This is a genomic window from Marinobacter sp. (assembly GCF_039977835.1).
Lineage (GTDB): Bacteria > Pseudomonadota > Gammaproteobacteria > Pseudomonadales > Oleiphilaceae > Marinobacter.
This window is the reverse complement of sequence record NZ_JBDWCL010000043.1, coordinates 320547-337519: the sequence shown is the minus strand read 5'-3', so window position 1 is coordinate 337519 and position 16973 is coordinate 320547. Positions and strand designations below refer to the sequence as shown.

At 57.9% G+C, this 16973-nt stretch carries 20 protein-coding genes; 5 read left to right on the top strand and 15 right to left on the bottom strand.

Annotated elements, in window-relative coordinates; genetic code table 11:
* Positions 1-217 precede the first annotated feature (217 nt).
* Complete coding sequence (locus ABJM11_RS13740) at positions 218-1342, top strand: GlxA family transcriptional regulator (RefSeq protein WP_348296445.1); 1125 nt, start codon at positions 218-220, stop codon at positions 1340-1342.
* On the opposite strand, the gene ABJM11_RS13735 is transcribed toward ABJM11_RS13740, so the two are convergent.
* Genes ABJM11_RS13735 through ABJM11_RS13725 form a run of 3 tightly spaced genes read right to left on the bottom strand, consistent with a single transcriptional unit; the run spans position 1334 to position 5360 of the window.
* The gene (locus ABJM11_RS13735) at positions 1334-3070 is read right to left on the bottom strand and encodes a formate--tetrahydrofolate ligase (RefSeq protein ID WP_348296444.1); all 1737 of its coding nucleotides are present in this window, start codon (positions 3068-3070) and stop codon (positions 1334-1336) included. The genes ABJM11_RS13740 and ABJM11_RS13735 overlap by 9 nt on opposite strands.
* Positions 3051-3980, bottom strand: coding sequence for a methylenetetrahydrofolate reductase (locus ABJM11_RS13730; RefSeq protein WP_348296443.1), 930 nt, complete (start codon positions 3978-3980; stop codon positions 3051-3053). The genes ABJM11_RS13735 and ABJM11_RS13730 overlap by 20 nt, the downstream gene beginning before the upstream one ends.
* Positions 3981-3998: 18 nt before the next feature.
* On the bottom strand, positions 3999-5360 hold the full coding sequence (locus tag ABJM11_RS13725) for a glycine cleavage T C-terminal barrel domain-containing protein (RefSeq protein WP_348296442.1): 1362 nt from the start codon (positions 5358-5360) through the stop codon (positions 3999-4001).
* A 197-nt stretch (positions 5361-5557) separates the two neighbouring features.
* On the opposite strand from ABJM11_RS13725, the gene ABJM11_RS13720 reads away from it, so the two are divergent.
* Entirely contained in the window at positions 5558-5971 is a 414-nt protein-coding gene (locus ABJM11_RS13720) for a DUF2721 domain-containing protein (RefSeq protein WP_348296441.1), read from the top strand.
* On the opposite strand, the gene ABJM11_RS13715 is transcribed toward ABJM11_RS13720, so the two are convergent.
* The 7 genes from ABJM11_RS13715 to ABJM11_RS13685 form a co-directional block, all read right to left on the bottom strand.
* Positions 5910-6995: a serine hydrolase gene (locus tag ABJM11_RS13715; RefSeq protein ID WP_348296440.1), complete on the bottom strand. Its 1086-nt coding sequence runs from the start codon at positions 6993-6995 to the stop codon at positions 5910-5912. The two genes, ABJM11_RS13720 and ABJM11_RS13715, sit on opposite strands and share 62 nt — an antisense overlap.
* A gap of 34 nt (positions 6996-7029) precedes the next feature.
* The gene (locus tag ABJM11_RS13710) at positions 7030-7464 is read right to left on the bottom strand and encodes a PaaI family thioesterase (RefSeq protein WP_348296439.1); all 435 of its coding nucleotides are present in this window, start codon (positions 7462-7464) and stop codon (positions 7030-7032) included.
* 33 nt (positions 7465-7497) lie between these two features.
* Complete coding sequence (locus ABJM11_RS13705) at positions 7498-7893, bottom strand: thioesterase family protein (protein ID WP_348296438.1); 396 nt, start codon at positions 7891-7893, stop codon at positions 7498-7500.
* A gap of 68 nt (positions 7894-7961) precedes the next feature.
* The gene (thpR, locus tag ABJM11_RS13700) at positions 7962-8519 is read right to left on the bottom strand and encodes an RNA 2',3'-cyclic phosphodiesterase (RefSeq protein WP_348296437.1); all 558 of its coding nucleotides are present in this window, start codon (positions 8517-8519) and stop codon (positions 7962-7964) included.
* Positions 8512-9096: a CPBP family intramembrane glutamic endopeptidase gene (locus tag ABJM11_RS13695; protein ID WP_348296436.1), complete on the bottom strand. Its 585-nt coding sequence runs from the start codon at positions 9094-9096 to the stop codon at positions 8512-8514. The genes thpR and ABJM11_RS13695 overlap by 8 nt, the downstream gene beginning before the upstream one ends.
* 10 nt (positions 9097-9106) lie before the next feature.
* Positions 9107-9427 carry an antibiotic biosynthesis monooxygenase family protein gene (locus ABJM11_RS13690; RefSeq protein WP_348296435.1) on the bottom strand — a complete coding sequence of 107 codons (321 nt, stop codon included), beginning with the start codon at positions 9425-9427 and terminating at the stop codon, positions 9107-9109.
* Entirely contained in the window at positions 9427-10362 is a 936-nt protein-coding gene (locus ABJM11_RS13685; RefSeq protein WP_348296434.1) for a M23 family metallopeptidase, read from the bottom strand. The genes ABJM11_RS13690 and ABJM11_RS13685 overlap by 1 nt, the downstream gene beginning before the upstream one ends.
* A 281-nt stretch (positions 10363-10643) precedes the next feature.
* Here ABJM11_RS13685 and ABJM11_RS13680 point away from each other — a divergent pair, with 281 nt between their 5' ends.
* Both ABJM11_RS13680 and ABJM11_RS13675 read left to right on the top strand, forming a co-directional pair.
* The gene (locus ABJM11_RS13680) at positions 10644-10850 is read left to right on the top strand and encodes a cold-shock protein (protein WP_027831301.1); all 207 of its coding nucleotides are present in this window, start codon (positions 10644-10646) and stop codon (positions 10848-10850) included.
* Positions 10851-11105: 255 nt separating this feature from the next.
* Positions 11106-12569 carry a vanadium-dependent haloperoxidase gene (locus ABJM11_RS13675; RefSeq protein ID WP_348296433.1) on the top strand — a complete coding sequence of 488 codons (1464 nt, stop codon included), beginning with the start codon at positions 11106-11108 and terminating at the stop codon, positions 12567-12569.
* Positions 12570-12673: 104 nt separating this feature from the next.
* Here the strand turns inward: ABJM11_RS13675 and ABJM11_RS13670 are convergent, their stop codons facing one another.
* Both ABJM11_RS13670 and ABJM11_RS13665 read right to left on the bottom strand, forming a co-directional pair.
* On the bottom strand, positions 12674-13345 hold the full coding sequence (locus tag ABJM11_RS13670) for an SDR family oxidoreductase (RefSeq protein ID WP_348296432.1): 672 nt from the start codon (positions 13343-13345) through the stop codon (positions 12674-12676).
* A gap of 26 nt (positions 13346-13371) precedes the next feature.
* Positions 13372-13830 (bottom strand): MgtC/SapB family protein, encoded by a 459-nt coding sequence (locus ABJM11_RS13665; protein WP_348296431.1) that lies wholly within the window; start codon positions 13828-13830, stop codon positions 13372-13374.
* 149 nt (positions 13831-13979) lie between these two features.
* Here ABJM11_RS13665 and ABJM11_RS13660 point away from each other — a divergent pair, with 149 nt between their 5' ends.
* Positions 13980-14792 carry a M90 family metallopeptidase gene (locus ABJM11_RS13660; RefSeq protein ID WP_348296430.1) on the top strand — a complete coding sequence of 271 codons (813 nt, stop codon included), beginning with the start codon at positions 13980-13982 and terminating at the stop codon, positions 14790-14792.
* Here the strand turns inward: ABJM11_RS13660 and ABJM11_RS13655 are convergent, their stop codons facing one another.
* From ABJM11_RS13655 to ABJM11_RS13645, 3 genes are all read right to left on the bottom strand, one after another.
* Positions 14793-15419: a glutamine cyclotransferase gene (locus ABJM11_RS13655; RefSeq protein WP_348296429.1), complete on the bottom strand. Its 627-nt coding sequence runs from the start codon at positions 15417-15419 to the stop codon at positions 14793-14795.
* Positions 15420-15454: 35 nt separating this feature from the next.
* A complete protein-coding gene (locus ABJM11_RS13650; RefSeq protein WP_348296534.1) occupies positions 15455-16675 on the bottom strand; it encodes a helix-turn-helix domain-containing protein in 1221 nt (406 codons plus the stop codon).
* A 68-nt stretch (positions 16676-16743) separates the two neighbouring features.
* The gene (locus ABJM11_RS13645; RefSeq protein WP_348296428.1) at positions 16744-16968 is read right to left on the bottom strand and encodes a hypothetical protein; all 225 of its coding nucleotides are present in this window, start codon (positions 16966-16968) and stop codon (positions 16744-16746) included.
* Between the last annotated feature and the right edge of the window lie 5 nt (positions 16969-16973).

The following is a 16973-nucleotide window of genomic DNA, read 5'->3' as shown; positions in this document are numbered from 1 at the left end:
ACAGGTTTGAAAGTCGCGTGGAGGCCATACTGGAACTCACGATGTCGCATCTGGACCATTGACCTCCTGACCGCCGCCTTAGAATGAAACCACATTGGAACTGATCACTTATTGCACTACCAAGGTGCAACAGCTAGTGTTCAGGTTGTGGCTGTCGACACGGACATTCCGGGTACCGGCGGCGGCAACAGGCCCAGGCGGGCCAAGGGGGTTACACATGACCGCTGACACAGGCTCGCTCGCAAACAGACCCACCCAGGAGCCCTACCGGGTAGGCTTTCTGCTGATCGAAAACTTTACCCTGATTGCCCTTGCCACCGCTGTTGAACCCCTGCGCGTGGCCAACCAGTTGGCAGGCACCGAGCTCTATTCCTGGAAACTCCTCACCGCAAACGGCGGCTATGCCCGGGCCAGTGATGGCATCACCATGGTGCCGGACGCCTCCATTCAGGACGAACACAGCTTCGACCTGGTCATTGTAGTTGCCGGCATTGACGTAACCCGAAGTTTTTCACCCCGGGAAATCACCTGGCTGAAACAGATGGCCAGGCGGCATATCCTGCTGGGAGCTGTCTGCACCGGGCCTTATGTTCTGGCCAGCGCCGGCCTGTTGGACGGTTATGCCTGCAGTGCACACTGGGAATGCCTGGAAGCCATTCAGGAGGGGTTTCCCCGGGTGCAGACCAACAACCACCTGTTTACTGTTGAGCGGGAGCGTATGACATGCACCGGTGGCACCGTACCAATGCACATGATGCTCAGCTTTCTGGCGAGGCGGCACGGGCAGGAACTCAGCAACGCCATCTCCCACATGTTTGTCTGCGACCGGGTGCGGGAAGACAGCGAACAACAGCCCATGCCGATGCACCCGCGGCTGGCCTGCGCCCAACCCAAGCTGGCAGAAGCCGCCCAATTGATGGAAGCCAATATCGAAGAGCCCATCGAGTTGCAGGAACTGGCGACTCTGGCCGGTATATCACGCCGGCAGCTGGAACGGCTGTTCCTGAAACATATGGGTTGCACGCCATCGCGTTATTACCTGAGGGTCAGGCTTAATCGCGCCCGCCGGCTGCTCAAGCAGACGTCCTGTTCGATTGTGGAGATCGCTTCCATGTGCGGCTTTGTGTCTGCCACTCATTTCAGCCGCTGCTACCGCAAAACCATGGGACGAGCTCCGAAGTATGAACGCATGGAATTTTTCACTCCAGCCAGGGCCGACGGCGCACTGACAGACACAATGGCCAGTTTGCCGTCTTCCTCCCTGCAAGCGCTGAAGCGGGCCCGTGCGGAACCCACTTACGGCACCTTTGAGAGCTCCCGTGAGGACATCGTCTCAGGTTAACCCCACCACCAGGCCATCCTCATCCAGGGCAATATCCAGCGCAGCAGGACGCCGTGGCAGCCCCGGCATGGTCATGATGTCGCCACACACTGCAACCACAAATCCCGCGCCGGCCGCCAGGCGCACTTCCCTCACCGGCAGCATATGCCCGGAGGGTGCGCCCTTGACCGACGAATCCGCCGAGAAACTGTACTGGGTCTTGGCGATGCATACCGGCAGGTGGCCAAATCCCAGGTTCTCGTATTCCTCCAGTTGTCGCCTGGCCACGGTTGTAAATTCGACGCTTCCCGCGTGATAGATGCGCGTTGCAATAGTGCGGATCTTGTCAGCCAGCGGCAGGCTGTCCTCGTAGAGGAACTTCACTTCAGGCGTGGCCTCGTCCATCTGGTCGAGCACCGCCTGGGCCAGTTCGGTAGCCCCCTCGCCTCCGGTCGCCCAGTGGTCGGCCGGCACCGCCCTGACCCCCAGTTCTTCACTGATGGACTGCACCAGCAACAGTTCTTCGTCGGTGTCATCCGGGAAACGGTTAATGCACACCACCGGGGTCAGGCCGAATTGCTGAAGGTTGCGGATGTGTCGCTCCAGATTGGTGGCGCCTTCCCGCAACGCGGCCAGGTCGGGAATCGCCAGTCTGCTGCGTGGCACACCACCCTGCATCTTGAGGGCCCGAATGGTGCAGACAATCACAGCAGCGTCAGGGCGCAGGCCCGTGTGTCGGCATTTGATATCAATAAACTTCTCCGCCCCCAGATCGGCACCAAAGCCAGCCTCTGTCACCACGACATCGTTCAGTGCCAGTGCGGCCCGGGTAGCCGTCACGGAGTTGCAGCCATGGGCAATGTTGGCAAACGGTCCACCATGGATAAACACCGGATTATGCTCCAGGCTCTGAACCAGATTTGGCTGCAGTGCTTCTTTCAGCAGAACGGTCAGCGAGCCTTCCACACCAAGGTCACGGACAGTGACCGGTGTCATGTCCGAACGCCTGCCAACGATGATATTTCCCAATCGCTGTTTCAGGTCGGCGCGCCCGTCTGCCAGGCAAAGAATCGCCATGATCTCTGACGACACCGTGATGTCGAACCCGGTTTCCCGGGGTACTCCATGGGCCGCACCACCCAGACCGCACACCATGTTGCGCAAGGATCGGTCGGTCAGGTCCATTACCCTTCGCCAGCTTATGTAACGCGGATCCAGCCCGGCTTCGTTGCCCCAGTGGATATGGTTATCGATCAGCGAGGCCAACAGGTTGTGGGCGGTAGTAATGGCGTGGAAGTCGCCGTTAAAGTGCAGGTTGATGTCTTCCATGGGAATGACCTGGGCACGGCCACCGCCAGCGGCCCCGCCTTTCATGCCAAAACAGGGGCCAAGGGACGGCTCCCGCAGGCACACGGAAGAGCGGACTCCCAGCCGGTTGAAGCCGTCGTTCAGCCCCACGCTGGTGGTAGTCTTTCCCTCTCCGGCCGGGGTTGGCGTAATGGCGGTAACCAGAACCAGCTTGCCGCGCGGAGCGGTAGCGGAGGTATCCACATAAGCCATATCCAGCTTGGCTTTGTAGTGCCCGAAAGGCACCAGACTCTCCCCTGGCAGACCGAAACGCTGTTGGGCCAGCAGCAGAATAGACTGGGGCTGGACCGAGCGGGCAATCTCGATATCCGGAGTGCCCGGCGGCAGCCACTCCTCCGAAACCGGCGTGGCGGATGTCAGCTTACTGTACTGAAGACTCATGGAAATGCTCCCTCTGGTCCGTAGCGGACCCGCTATGCTCTTGAATCCATTGCGCCGACTGGCGCAGACCCCCGAACGGAAACAGATGGATACCCCGCAGCAGCGTATCCGGGTTGTCCAGGCAATACCGGACCAGGGCATGCACCATGCCGTCCGGCGTCCAGGCACGAAGCAGTCTGGCGCTGCCCGGTCGACGCAGCATCGCCCGGGCAGACGCGCCCACCCCGCACTGGGCGGCATAGGCGATGAGGGTTTTCACCCGTGTCGGCCCTGCCATGCCGATGTAGACCGGCACTTCTTCCAGGATATCGCCCAGGCTTTGCAGCCAGTCGATAACCACGCCGGCGTCAAACGTAAACTGGGTCACCACCCATAGCCGGGTGGATGTGGCGCGGGCGTATTCACGCTTGATGCCCAAGGCCTGGATCAACGTGGCACGGTCCGCCATGGGGTGCCCATCGGGATGGGCAGCCACTCCGATCCCGTGAAACCGGAACTGGGCCAGCAGCCCGGACTCCAGCACCGCCAGGGTATCCGGGAATGGGCCAGCGGCCGCATCGCTGTCGCCGGCAATCAGCAACAGGCGATCAACCCGGCTCTCCTCCAGCTGCACCAGCCAGTCCCGCAATTGCTCGCGACTATCGGCCATGCGTGCCGGCACGTGAGGGATTGGCTGCATGCCGGTATCCAGAAGATGCCGGCAGGCAGCCAGTGTGTCCGTAAACTGCCCTTTTGGCAGAAACGGTACGTAGACGCAGGTACCCTGAGGCAACAGGGCTGTCAGATTCTCTGAAGTCAGTATCTGGCGAGGTGTCGCCTCAATGGAAGCACAGCGCGCCAGGCTCCGCAGCCTGGCAGCGGCCTCTTCACCAAGGGGACTGAACGCCTGTTTTTCACCCACCAGTTTCATAACCAACGCATCCTGTTGCTAATCCGCGAAATCGATGCCTTTCGCCCGGGCCCGCTCGCGGGCATTGGGATTCACGGATGGCCGGAAGGGAACCTCAACCACTTCCGCCTCCACATCGGTGGAGCCGTCCGCGGTGGCATACTCCACCGGCAGGTGGACCGTCAGCCGGGTGCCGATGCTGCGCAGATCATAGGGTACATACGCCAGTGCGATATTCGTCTCCAGCTCGGGCGAGTACCAGGGCGAAGTGACATAGCCTTCGGGCTGGCCACCGTCCGGCCCGCTGATCAGCCAGAAATCATTGGCATAATCCGTCACCGGGCTGCCGCCAAAGCGGATACCCACCATGATGTGGCTAAACGGAGGATGACCGGCATCGATCTGCTCACGAACCTTCTCAAGCTTCTGCTTGCCGATGTAGTCCGCCTCCTTGTTGCGAGGTACCTGGTAGGCCAGTGCGCACTGGAACGGCAGGGTCTCCTGGTCGACATCCTGGCCCCAGGAAAGAATGCCCGCGGCAATCCGGCGATGATGCGCAGGGGCAATAACCCGAAGATTGTGGGGCTCACCCGCAGCAAGCACGGTATACCAGAGATCTTCGGCGTATTTGGTGGCTTCCTTCAGGTATATCTCGTAGCCTTTTTCGCCAGTGAAACCGGTCTGGGAAACGATCACGTCGTGGCCGGCAACCTGGCCTTCCATCAGCCCGTAGAAGGGAATATCCCTCACCGCATCACCAAACAGATCCGCCATGAGGGCCTCAGACTTGGGACCCTGGATCTGAACCGGCGCCACATCGATTTCCGCGATGGAGACATTGAACCCCATACCGATGTTTACGCCCCGCATCCACAGCTCCAGATCACTGTCGGAGAGTGAAAACCAGAATTCATCCTCAGCAACCCGCAACAACACGGGGTCGTTGATGATGCCTCCCTCCTCGTTACACAGGATGACGTACTTGCCCCGCATGGGTTTGATCCTGGTGGCATCCCGGGTGATCACGTAGTTTACAAAGCGTTCCGCATCCGGGCCCTTGACCTGGATCTGGCGCTCTACAGCCACGTTCCACATGGTGACGTCATTGATCAGAGAGTCGTATTCCACCATGGCACCACCGTCTTCAGGGCGGACATAACCCCGGGGGTGATACATACGGTTGTAAACGGTTGCCCTCCAGCAGCCTGCCTCATAGGCCAGGTGCCAGTACGGCGACTTACGGACCCGTGTGGAAATCAGCATTTCCACCGGTGTTGGGCCGGACTGGCGCAGGTTGATCGGCACCCGTCGATCCGACTGATCGACGCTGTCAGGCTGGCGTGCAGCACCTGCACGTTGTTGCGGATAGTCTTGCAGTGCGTGTTCAAATTTAACGGCCATTGCTATCTCCCCCTACCGGGTTGTCGATAGCTCTAATGTGACCCTGTTTGCGTGGAGCGGGTTGAACCAATACGACACTGGCACGACCAAAAGCGTCAGTAGGGCAGTCGGTGGTACCCTGTAATCGCTGGCTAACGCCCCGTACCAACTATAGACTGGACGCTTTCCCACAGACGCAATCCACCGAGGAGCAAACGTTGACACTGACCACGCCCGCCCTGCTGTTCCCGGCGATTTCATTGCTGCTGCTGGCCTACACCAATCGCTTTCTTGTACTCGCCCAGCTGATCCGCCAGCTCAAGCAGATGGACACGGAAGAGGACCACGCGCTTATTGCCAGGCAGATCAGCATGCTGCGAAAACGCATTGTGCTGACCAAGCGAATGCAGGCCTATGGCGTGCTCAGCTTTTTCCTCTGCACCATGTCCATGTTCGTGCTGTTTGTCGGAGCGGAGCTCGCCGGAGCCATCGCGTTTGGCATCAGCCTGCTATTGCTTTCAGTGTCGTTGCTGTACTCACTGTATGAAATCGTGATTTCGACCAACGCGATTAACGTTGAGCTTGAGAGCTTCGAGGCGAGGAAGCAGGGGCAAGCGGAAACGCAGGAATAACGAAGTCTTCCAGTAGCGCATTCTGCTTCTGCATGAACGAGGGCGATGCCGGCGGTTCCGGATCAGATGTCATCACGACAGTCATTTCCAGGTCAGGAACAACATACAGCATCTGCCCACCATATCCGCGGCCATAATAGGCGCGGTGCCCTCCCAGATCGGTCACGAACCAGCCATAACCATAGCGGTCATCGGTGTACCGGGAGGTACCCCGCTCTGTCCATGACTGGTCAATCCACTCAGGTGACAACAGCCGCTTACCGGCATGCACGCCATCGTTACGATACAGTTCGCCGATTTTCAGCAGCGCCATGGGAGACAGGTGCATGTTGTTGCCACCGAAATAGATTCCCTGGGGATCCTTCAACCACGGACGTATTTTTATGCCCAGCGGCTCGCCCAGCCAGTCACGGGCAGTAGCGAGAGTGCTACGCCCCGTACTCTCGGTAAGGGCCGCAGACAACAAATGGTAGCTGCCCGTGGAATAGAGCATGTCGGCGCCAGGCTCCGCCACAAACGGGCGGCTGAGAACATAGTTCACCCAGTTATCGCTGTTGACCCACTCCCCGTAATAACGGCCAGACGTGCGTTGCAGGCCGGCCTGCATGGACAGCAGGTGACCAACGGTGACGTCACTGACCCGGTGGCTGGCGTTGGCAGGCACGTCCAGAAGGTCCGCAATGGGCTGATCCACGCTCGTGAATACCCCACGGTCGACCGCTATGCCAACGATCGCGGAGAGTACGGTCTTCGACAGGGATTTGATATTGACGGGCACTTCAGTTCCCGGGCCACGGAATGCCTTTGAAAACAGGAGTTCGCCGTCCACGGCGATCACCAGGCTGTGCAGGCGTTCAAGCCCGGAAGCCTGTTCGACCAGCCCGGGAAATAATGCGTCAGACACATCGGCGCGGGCCAATGTGGCGAATAGCACCAAAGGCGTTATCAGTACAGCTGCGGTCAAATCACGCAGGAGCCTGCTCAGGTATTTCCCTTTTTTCTCGATACATGGCTCTGTGCGCATCGCGAGTTCTCCGGGGAAGTGCGGGTTACATGAGCTACTGTGGAAACTCGCGGGGGCTCACGACAGCCAGTGTAACCGTCGCCTTGGAAACAAGCCGCATGTCCTCGCGTGTCCCGCAATACACCTCGGACTCCACCACCGTCAGCGAGGAACCGGCCTTGAGCACCCTGGCAATGCAATCAAGGTGCGTGCCTTTTGCCGACCTCAGTAGTTTCAGCGAGAAGTCCGAGGTGAGTACAATCTGCCCGGGCTTTGCCATGGAAGCGCCGGCCGCGCCAGCCGTATGGTCTGCCATGGTTGCCTGGACCCCGAAGTGAACAAAGCCATCCTGTTGCAGATGCCGGGGCGCCAGCACCAGCCTCGAGCGACACTCTCCAGATTCGATTGATACCGGCTCAAGGCCCAGATCGGCAATGAACGGTGCAGATGAGAAAACACGTTCCACTTCTTCTTTGTTAAAGCTGTCCATGACACCTCCCGGCTATGCCTACTGGATACTCGCCTATTCCTCGAAGATGTGCCCCGCAAGCTGGTTACGAATCTCGGCGGGGACAGGAACGGATTTCTGGATCTCGTAGTCGAAATGAATCAGCACGGTTACACCACGCGCAACCAGTGCGCCGTTCTGCCAGGCTTCCTGAATAACCTCGAACGAGGAGTTGCCGATTTTCCCGATACCCGAGCGCACCTCGACCGGGGTCGCCCAGTAGCACTGTGCTTTCAGGTCTATTTCCATCCTGGCGAGGATAAGAGGCCAACCTTCAGGTGTCAGTGACGGGTGGAAGATCTGGAACACCGGGGTCCGGGCCTGCTCGAACCAGACCGGATAAACGGTGTTGTTGATATGGCCAAGCGCATCGGTATCGCTGAATCTTGGCTCAACTTCGTAGTAGAACATTCGGAGCACCCCAGAAATGATTTAAACCCGAATCTTACCGAAAATTTGTCCAGGATGGGTGCTCAATGTCATTCTGCCCCGACCAGCGGAAACGTTTCGACTACCTGGTAGACGGAACCCTGCTCCCCGATGTTGCTTTCAACCAACGCAAATGTGGTAACCAAAAACGTACCGGCATGGAACGCCTGATGCTTCTGCAACACCTCCCTCACCGAGCTGGATTCTTTCTTGAACCGGGCCAGCGTGATATGCGGTCGGAAAGCCCGTTTTTCCAGTGCGAACCCGGAAAATGCCAATCGTTGACTGAGCATGCCTTTTAACTCGGCCAGCTCATCGACAGAATGCACTCCGGCCCACAAATTCTTCGGGTGATCAGGATGACCAAAACACCCTAGCCCTGCCACAGTCAGTTCAAACGGTTTCAGGGGGAGGTTTCGGGCGGCTTCGCGTACATCCTCGAACCGTTGCGCTTCCACACTTCCCAGAAACACCAGGGTGAGATGCATCTGTTCCGGGGTTTGCCAGCGCGCCCCTACCATTGGAGTTTGAATCCACAGCAACCGCTGTTTGATGCCTTCGGGGATCTCCACCCCGAAGAACAGGCGACGCGTTTGTGGCTTATCCACTGCGAACCCCGAACCATTCTGGAAACCGGCGCAGGCAATACAGTGCCAACATGTCGTAAGCCCCGTGCCAGACCATTACCAGTAACAAGCTGTCTGTCGCCGCGTAGGCCGTTCCGAGAACAAGGCCCAGTCCGGTTGCCAGTACGAAATAGGTCAAGGAAAGATAGTGCACCAACCCGAACAACAACGAGGCCACTATGATCGCCAGACTTTCATCAAGATGCTGGGCCAGCCAGCCCTGAATGGCACCACGGAACAGCAACTCTTCGCCGACACCAGCCAGTATGGAGAGCGCCACCAGAATTGGCCAGGAATAATCACGTGCAAACCTGTGTAACTGTTCTAGCTGGGCTTCCAGCGATTGTCGCAACAAGCCGGGCAGCCACGTCAGGGTCATGATAACCCCGTAGGTCACCACGCTGCCAAGGCCCCCCCAGATAAACGCAGCGCCCAGGCTCAGCCCGTCGTTCAGGACAGGAATACCAAACAGCAGAATGGCTGCCAGCCCCAGCACCCCGATCCCGCCCTGGAATGCCAGGGCGGCTGTGGACGAAATCTGCGGGGTTCCTGCTGACATGATCCCTCGGTTACTTCCGTTTTCCGGGAGGCATAACCACCCACTCAGGATCTTCAAACTCACCAAGAGGGGTAATGTCGCAGAATGGTGCTGCACTGCGGATGATGCGGGCAACCTCCGGATTGTGCTTACCTTCCATGGCATCCCGGGCCGCCTTGCTGTCCCAACTGGCGATGGCAATCAATACATCGGGATCGTCGATCTTTCGGTGTAGCTCTGTCCCTCTTGCGCCGGGCGCCTGCTGAATAATCTCGCTGGCGCGGACCCAGGCATCAGCGTATTCCTCGGCGGTGTGTCCCTCGCGGATGCGAACCTCAAAGATGTATTTCATCAATCAATCCTCTTTCCGACCACATCATTGCGAACAAGATAACGGCCATCGAAGCTCATGGGCAGCCCCCTGGCCTTCCACAGAAGGCGATCATGCTCTGAAACCCTGCCGTGCACAGCATGCATGTGCAGGTGGGGCTCACTGGTATTCCCGGAATTACCCACTCGCCCTACCAGCTCCCCGGACATTACCTTATCGCCCTTCTGTAACGAAACCGAACCCTGCCGGAGGTGAGCCAGCAGTACAGTCACATTGCCACAATGGACGGCAACAAAGTTACCAGCAGGATTGCCCTGGTCGCTCCGGGGCGGTGTCTGATCAGGTACGCCCTTGGCAACGCGGGTTACCTCGCCGGAACAGGGAGCTGTTACAGGCGCATTCCAGATACTATAGTCCTCCAGCACGCCAGGGACGATTGTGCGGGTACGCAGGCCAAAGCGGCCAACACGCACCACGTCAATGGCATGGTTTTGAGCGTCTATACCATGGTGATGGTTCATTACGTGGGAGTTGCCTCCCTGCCCCACGCGGTATTGCCCCTGCTCCAATGGCCATCTCAATTCAACCGGTTCGGAACCGGCATCCCCGGCACCCAGTGAAGACCATGCGGGCACTGACAGCGCAGCCAATATGGCAACATTGAAGCCCAGCGACAATATTGCCCCCGGACGCCAGGCCGGCCACACCGGCAGCGCCGGCATGCGACGCACCAGGAACCAGGTCGCACTCACTGCCAGGCCGGCCCAGAACAGCCAGGGCCAGTACCCACCAAGCCATATCCAGCCTCCCGCCCGCTGAATCAGCACTAGATACACAACAGCCAATGCCAGATAGCTCAGCCAGTGAACCCTCGACGGAGCCTTGCCGAAACCGACAGCCACGATAAACACCAGCGGAACGACGATGTGGGACAAAAAGAGCAGGAAAAGTGTCATCTGTTGAGCTCACCTCTTGCAGGGGTAATTATCCGGTCAGGACCCGCATCGGTTATTGCCTATGAAAATAAACTTGGCAATCAAGGGTGCGACAGGGTAGAGTGCGTTTCGTAGGAAAGATTTAGCACAGCATTTCACGAATAAGACGCATCTCTGTTGTTTTCGGTAGTTTTCCGTCCTGTTTTTGATTCCGCGCGTTTTTTGTTTCCGCACAACGCTGATCAGTCATCACTTCAGATGGTCTGGCGGCACATTAAATTATCGATTTCAGGATTATGATTATGTCTACTACTACCGGTACTGTTAAGTTTTTCAACGAAGCAAAAGGTTTCGGCTTTATCACTCGCGAAAGCGGCCCGGACGTCTTCGTTCACTACAGCGCTATTCAGGGTGGCGGTTTCAAGACTCTGGCTGAAGGCCAGCAAGTCGACTTCACCGTTACTGAAGGCCAGAAAGGTCCTCAGGCAGAAAACGTAGTTGCTGTTTAAATAACAGTCAGCACGTTTGAAAAAGGCAGCTTCGGCTGCCTTTTTTCGTTGTGGCCCCTGACCAATTTATCTGCTTTTCTTATTGGCCCGGATACCTATCAACTATAGTTACGGATGGGCATAACGCCTTTCCCAACCCGCACCGCAGTAGTCGCTGCTTTACCATCAGTGGCAACACCGCAAATGGCGCCTTAGCAGACCGGACAGGATGGGCACACCAGACCATCACTCTGTGCTCCATGTAAGGATAACGCCATGAAAAAGCCACATCTGTTCCCTAGCCGCTACCCCCGAAGCCTGACGCTGTTACTCGTGCTATTTACAGTGATACTACCCGCCAGGGCAAACGAACATCACAACCTGACACACGGCAATGCCGCCATTGAAGTGGTCATCCCCTTCGCCATTCCGGCCATTTTTGAAGCCTCGCCTACTGCGGGCGATGCAACGCTGGTATTGCGGGCCACCACACTGATCACCAACAGCTGGTTCGATGCGGTGGCACCCTACCATCCCACTGCCGTTGGCGTTTACTCAAATCTGGGCCGAAGACCGGCGAACGAAAGCGAAAACAATCTCAACCTGAATATCGCCCTTCTGTATGCGTCTTACCATGCGCTGAACAGCCTCTTTCCCCACAGAAACGACGATTGGCGCGCCATGCTGGCATCAGCGGGACTGGACCCGGACAACAACACAACAGCCCTGACCGAGCCCGCGGGCATTGGCAACGCTGCTGGCATCGCACTTGTGGCCGCGCGGGAAAATGACGGCATGAACCAGTTGGGCAATGAAGGTGACAGAACCTATCACCGCGCGCCCTATGCCGACTATACCGGCTACGCCCCGGTTAATACCGCCTACGAGCTCAGCGATCCGTCGCGCTGGCAGCCAGCCATGACAGGCAGCAATGGGCTGTTCAAGATCCAGCAATTCGTAACTCCGCAAATGCGGATTACCCGGCCCTACTCCTACCACAACCCCAAACGTTTTCGCGCCAGGCCTCCGGTTAAAAGTAACGTACGCAATTACGGTGCATACCGGCAGCAGGCAGATGAAGTCCTTCAGGCTTCGGCCAGTATGACGGACGAGCAGAAAGCCATGGCTGAACTGTTTGACAACAAGATCAACAGTCTTGGCTTCTCCGCGGTGTTCGCCTCGTTCAGCCAGCAGTTATCTCTGGCCGAATTCATCCAATACGACTTTCTGACCAATATGGCCGCTTTTGATACCGCTATTGCAATATGGCAGGAAAAGGCACGCTTTGATGCCGTTCGGCCATTCAGCGCAATTCGTTACCTCTACGGAGATGAGCTGGTTACGGCGTGGGGTGGCCCGGGACAAGGCACCGTCTACGACCTGAAGGGCTCTGAATGGACCAGTTATCTGCCGGTAGCGGACCATCCGGAATATCCTTCCGGCTCCGCCAGTTTTTGCGCCGCGCACGCTGAAGCCAGCCGTCTGTTCCTGGGCTCAGACCAGCTTGGCTATGTTGTTTCCGTGCCACAGGGAAGCTCCCGGATTGAACCCGGAGTCACACCAGCCGCTGATATTGAGCTGGTGTTCCCCACCTGGAGTGATTTCGAGCATAACTGCTCAATGAGCCGTTTCTGGTCAGGCGTTCACTTCCTCTCGTCTCTTCCTGAGGGGGAAAAAATCGGCAATCGCGTAGCGCGCTATGCCTATAACTTTATGGTCGCCAAATTAAACGGAGATTAGGCAACAAAAACTGCCGGCGGTCGTGCTGTACGAGACAGTGTGACCGTCGGGTTTCATGACCCGATTTCCCGAGTCATCTGATATAGCTCTAAACGAAACTGGCGTTACCAGGGCAGCTCCTCGCCATTGCTATGCCAGAATGAGCCAGTGTTCTCCAGGTTTAACCCCTCGATCCTGGCGGCAAGACCTTTTGCAGACTCCTCAGGAGTAATCAGCCCACCAAAGTTCACCATGCGGGTTTGCACATAGCCAGGATGGAGCTGGGCCACCGCTACGCCCTTCGGTTTAAGGTCCATGGCGAGCGACTTGCCAAACGCATTCAGTGCTGCCTTGGAAGCGCGGTAACCATAGCGGCCACCGGAATCGTTATCAGCAATGGAGCCCATGCGGCTGGTGATATTGGCAATCTTGCCCCCGGAGGGAATCTGTGACACCACTGCTTCGGCTACCCTAAGCGGCGCATAAGCGTTGATCTCCATCTGGGTGCGAATGGAATCGAAATCAATGCTGCCCAGTTTTTCGTCCTGCAACAGTCCGGCATTGTTGATCAGCAAATCGACCGACTGGCCCTTCAACTCATCCGTCAGTTTCCGGATGCCGCTGTCGGTGGTTACATCCACCCCTTCAATGGTCCGGGCTGCGACGTCGGTCAGCTCCGGGGAGGCATTCCGGCATACACCGATAACATTACACCCCTCCGCGGCGTAATGACGAGCGAGCTCAAGGCCGATGCCCCGGTTGGCGCCGGTAATCACGACGGTTTTTCTATCAGACATGGAAGCCTCCTGATTTGTGGACGAGATCATTGATTTTCCTCGGGAACCAGCTCACGTTCGAAGCGGCCGAGAACGACCATAATCACCAGTGCAAGAACAGTCACCATCCCTGCCAGGTAGAAGTTATTGATGCCGGCAGCAACGCCGATAGCACCTGCAAGCCATATGGACGCGCCCGTGGTGATCCCCTGAATCTGCCCGCCGCTGCGGATAATGCTGCCGGCTCCGAGGAAACCGATACCGCCAACTACGCCCTCAACCACCCGCGTAGGATCTATGCGGGCCGAAGGATCACCCTCTGCGGTAGCAAACAGAACGCTCATACCGATGATAATGAAGGTTGCCGAACCCAGCGAAACAAGCATGTGAGACCGCAACCCCGCCGGTTTGCCACGCAGCTCCCGCTCGAGCCCCAGAAACAGTGCCAGGCCAGCGGCAACAGAGAGGCGGAGTAGCATATCCAGCGGAGCGATTTCGGTTTCCATGGCATTCCTCGCAAGAAACGTCGTTGATGAATAGTATCGGGTCAACCCAAGCGTAACACTGTAGGCTGGGAACCGTTGAGTATGGTGACAGCTACGGATACCAATTACACTGCCAGGCTATCAACCGATTCCGGAGCCGGACCCCGCCCATGATGATCTACACCCTCAGCGCGTTGGCCGTTATCGGTTTTTCCATTTTCTATCTGTTCTTCTATCGCAACTGGCGACGGGAGAGGCGACTACAGCAACCCTTCCCTGGCCACTGGCAAAAAATGCTCGGTGCACAGGTGCCGGTTTACAACAAGCTGCCCCCGGAACTCAGGAACCAGCTCGAGCAACACGTGCAGTTGTTCCTGGCAGAAAAATCCTTCTACGGCTGTGACGGTTTTGAAGTGGACGATACCGTGCGCGTTACCATTGCAGGACACGCCTGCCTGTTGATAGTCGCCCGTGACTTTTCCGATTTCGACGAGGTAAGCAGCATTCTGGTCTATCCGGATGCTTACCATGTCAGGGAGGTTGAAAGCGATGGGATCGTCGTGAGCGAGAGCAGCCAGATCCGTGCCGGCGAAGCGTCGAGCCGTGGCCAGGTAGTGCTGGCATGGGCCGAATGCGAAGAAGGTGCGATCAACCCCTCCGGGCACCACAACGTGATCCTTCACGAGTTTGCCCACCAGCTTGATTACCTGGACGGCACCGCCGACGGCGCGCCGCCGCTCAGCGGCGAACAGGCCCGGCAATGGCAGGAAACCATGACCCGCGCTTACGAAGATCTCAGGCACTCGCTCCGCCATCACAGGAAACCCTGGCTGGATCCGTACGGCGCAACAGAACCAGCAGAGTTTTTTGCAGTACTGACGGAAGCTTTTTTCCAGCGGCCTGACCATCTCATAACGGAACAACCGGCGGTGTATAAGGCGCTTTGCGAATTCTATCGATTGGACCCGCGCTGGGGCGAGTGACTACTTCGGGTAACGGACTACCCGCAGCTTTCCACTTTTGCCACCGCCACAGAAAAAGCGGTCGTGGCCATCGGACTCAAGCCCCGATATGCCAGTACCTTGCGGCATGGCAATGCTTTCCAGCACTTCACCGGTTCTGGAATCAATGCGCCGGATCTCATTGTCATTATCCTCCCAGGTGGCGTGCCAGAGGCCGCCATCCAGCCAGGTCACACCGGTAACGTGTCGGTTCGATTCGATGCTGCGAAGCACCTCACCGGTCTGAGGATCCAACTGAAGAATTTTGCGGTCCTGGTACTGCCCCACCCAGAGTGAACCTTCGGCCCATGCAAGTCCCGAACAGCCGTCAGGCACGGGGATAGTCCCAAGTACCTTTCCGTTGTGCGGGTCAACCTTCTGGACCTGGTTGTCTGCAATCTGGAACAAGTAGTGGCCACCAAAAGCTGTTCCGGCTTGTGCCGGGACATTGAGGGAATCCACTGGCTTTCCGCTATCCTGGTCAAGGGCATTCAGCTTGTCACCTGATGCAAACCAGATACGTTGCCCGTCGTACGTAACGCCATGGACCTGTTCCGCCCCGGGAAAGGGGCCGTACTCGTTGAGAATTTCTGCGTTTAGCTGTTTCATGTTCTTCTCCTGGCTGATCTGTCCACGACTCCATTCTAGTGAACAGGCAGCGAACCAGGGAGTAACAAGATTGTCGCGAAACCACCTATTGGGGGCGTCGACCAGCGGCGCTTTCGTCCACGGCCGAAAGAGAAAACCTTACCTTCTGCAGACAGGGTGTCGAGCGCCCGCTGCACACTGCGCTGCCCGATCCCCAACGCCAGTGCCAATGCGGAACTCGACCAGAACTGGCCATCGGAAAGCAGCGCCAGTAACGCCGCGTACTTTTCCTCTACCGGCCGCGCCAGAACAACCACCTCGCGCACATTGGGTGCTGCCAGCACAAAGCCCCGGGATGTGGCTTTCACATCGGCCAGCGTTTCCATTAAGCCCCGAAGCCGCCCGATTTCCACCCTCAGACGCACACGATGCGAGTCGTCAGCCCGTTTGGTACGGAATGCCTGCGCAATCAGTTGGTCACGTGTTACCTCGTCAGGCCAGGCTTCCGCCAGGGTGCGCAATAAGGTAAACAGCACGGGACGCGTTGCGAGCGAAACAACGCGTTCTCCGTGTTTCACCACATAGCGGCAGGCATCCACAACAAACGCCGTCGACTCCAGCAACGCTTCGACGTCCTCCAAAAGTAGCAGCCGCTCCATCCCCATTGTGATCAGCCGGGCAGCGGGCAAGTCCAGAAGTTCAGCTTTGCTTGCAACCTCGGCCGAGAGCGCCGGAATGCCTGCCTCCCGCGATGCCCGTTCGGCATGTTCGAGCGCACTGCGTGCTAACCGGGTATCAAGCTGACGCATGGCGATCCCGGCAACCATGAGTTCGTGGACGGTTCTCAAGGCCGGGGGTAACGAGGTGGGGACCAGGGCAACCAGTTCCTGTGCGGCTTCGTCGAGCCGACCGAGTAGCAGCCGGCGCCCGATATCGATATAGCGGGCATGCGCGGCGTTTACCCGATCGCCATGTTTTTCCAGCATGACGCGTGCTGCATCAAGCTTCGTCGGGGGCCAGCCGAGGTCACGCGAAGCAAGCGCGATTTCAGCCTCGGCCACGACACATTTTGCGCGAGCAACTGGCTCGTGCGAGCCAAACGCGCGCGCAGCATCGTTGACGAGCACCCTGGCGCGATCAAATTCGCCAAGCTGGGCCATGGCAATGCCCCGCAAGGCAAGCGCATGCGCGTCGTCACGTAAGGCAACGTAGTTCAGGGCGCAAAGTGGGTCGCCGCTTTCAAGTGCGCGAGCTGCGGCCTTGATTAGCGAGTCCATCCCGGAGCGGTCACGTGTAGCTCTCATCTTTCAAGTGCCGACCGGCCCCCGGTTACCAACTGCGGGTGTCATCCCTGTACACCCAACCTGTCCAGGTAAACGTGTAGCTCTGCCTCGCTGATATTAACGTGTTCCACCACTCGGCCATAAAGCATTACCGTGGGCACATTACGCCCGTTCAGCTCGCGTTGGGTTTCGTACAGTACATACAGGATGATCCGCTCGGTGCGGGTCAGGCCATCCCGCACATCGGGGATGGTTTCCAGCAAGGTATCAAGTTCTTGAGGGCGCATCAGTG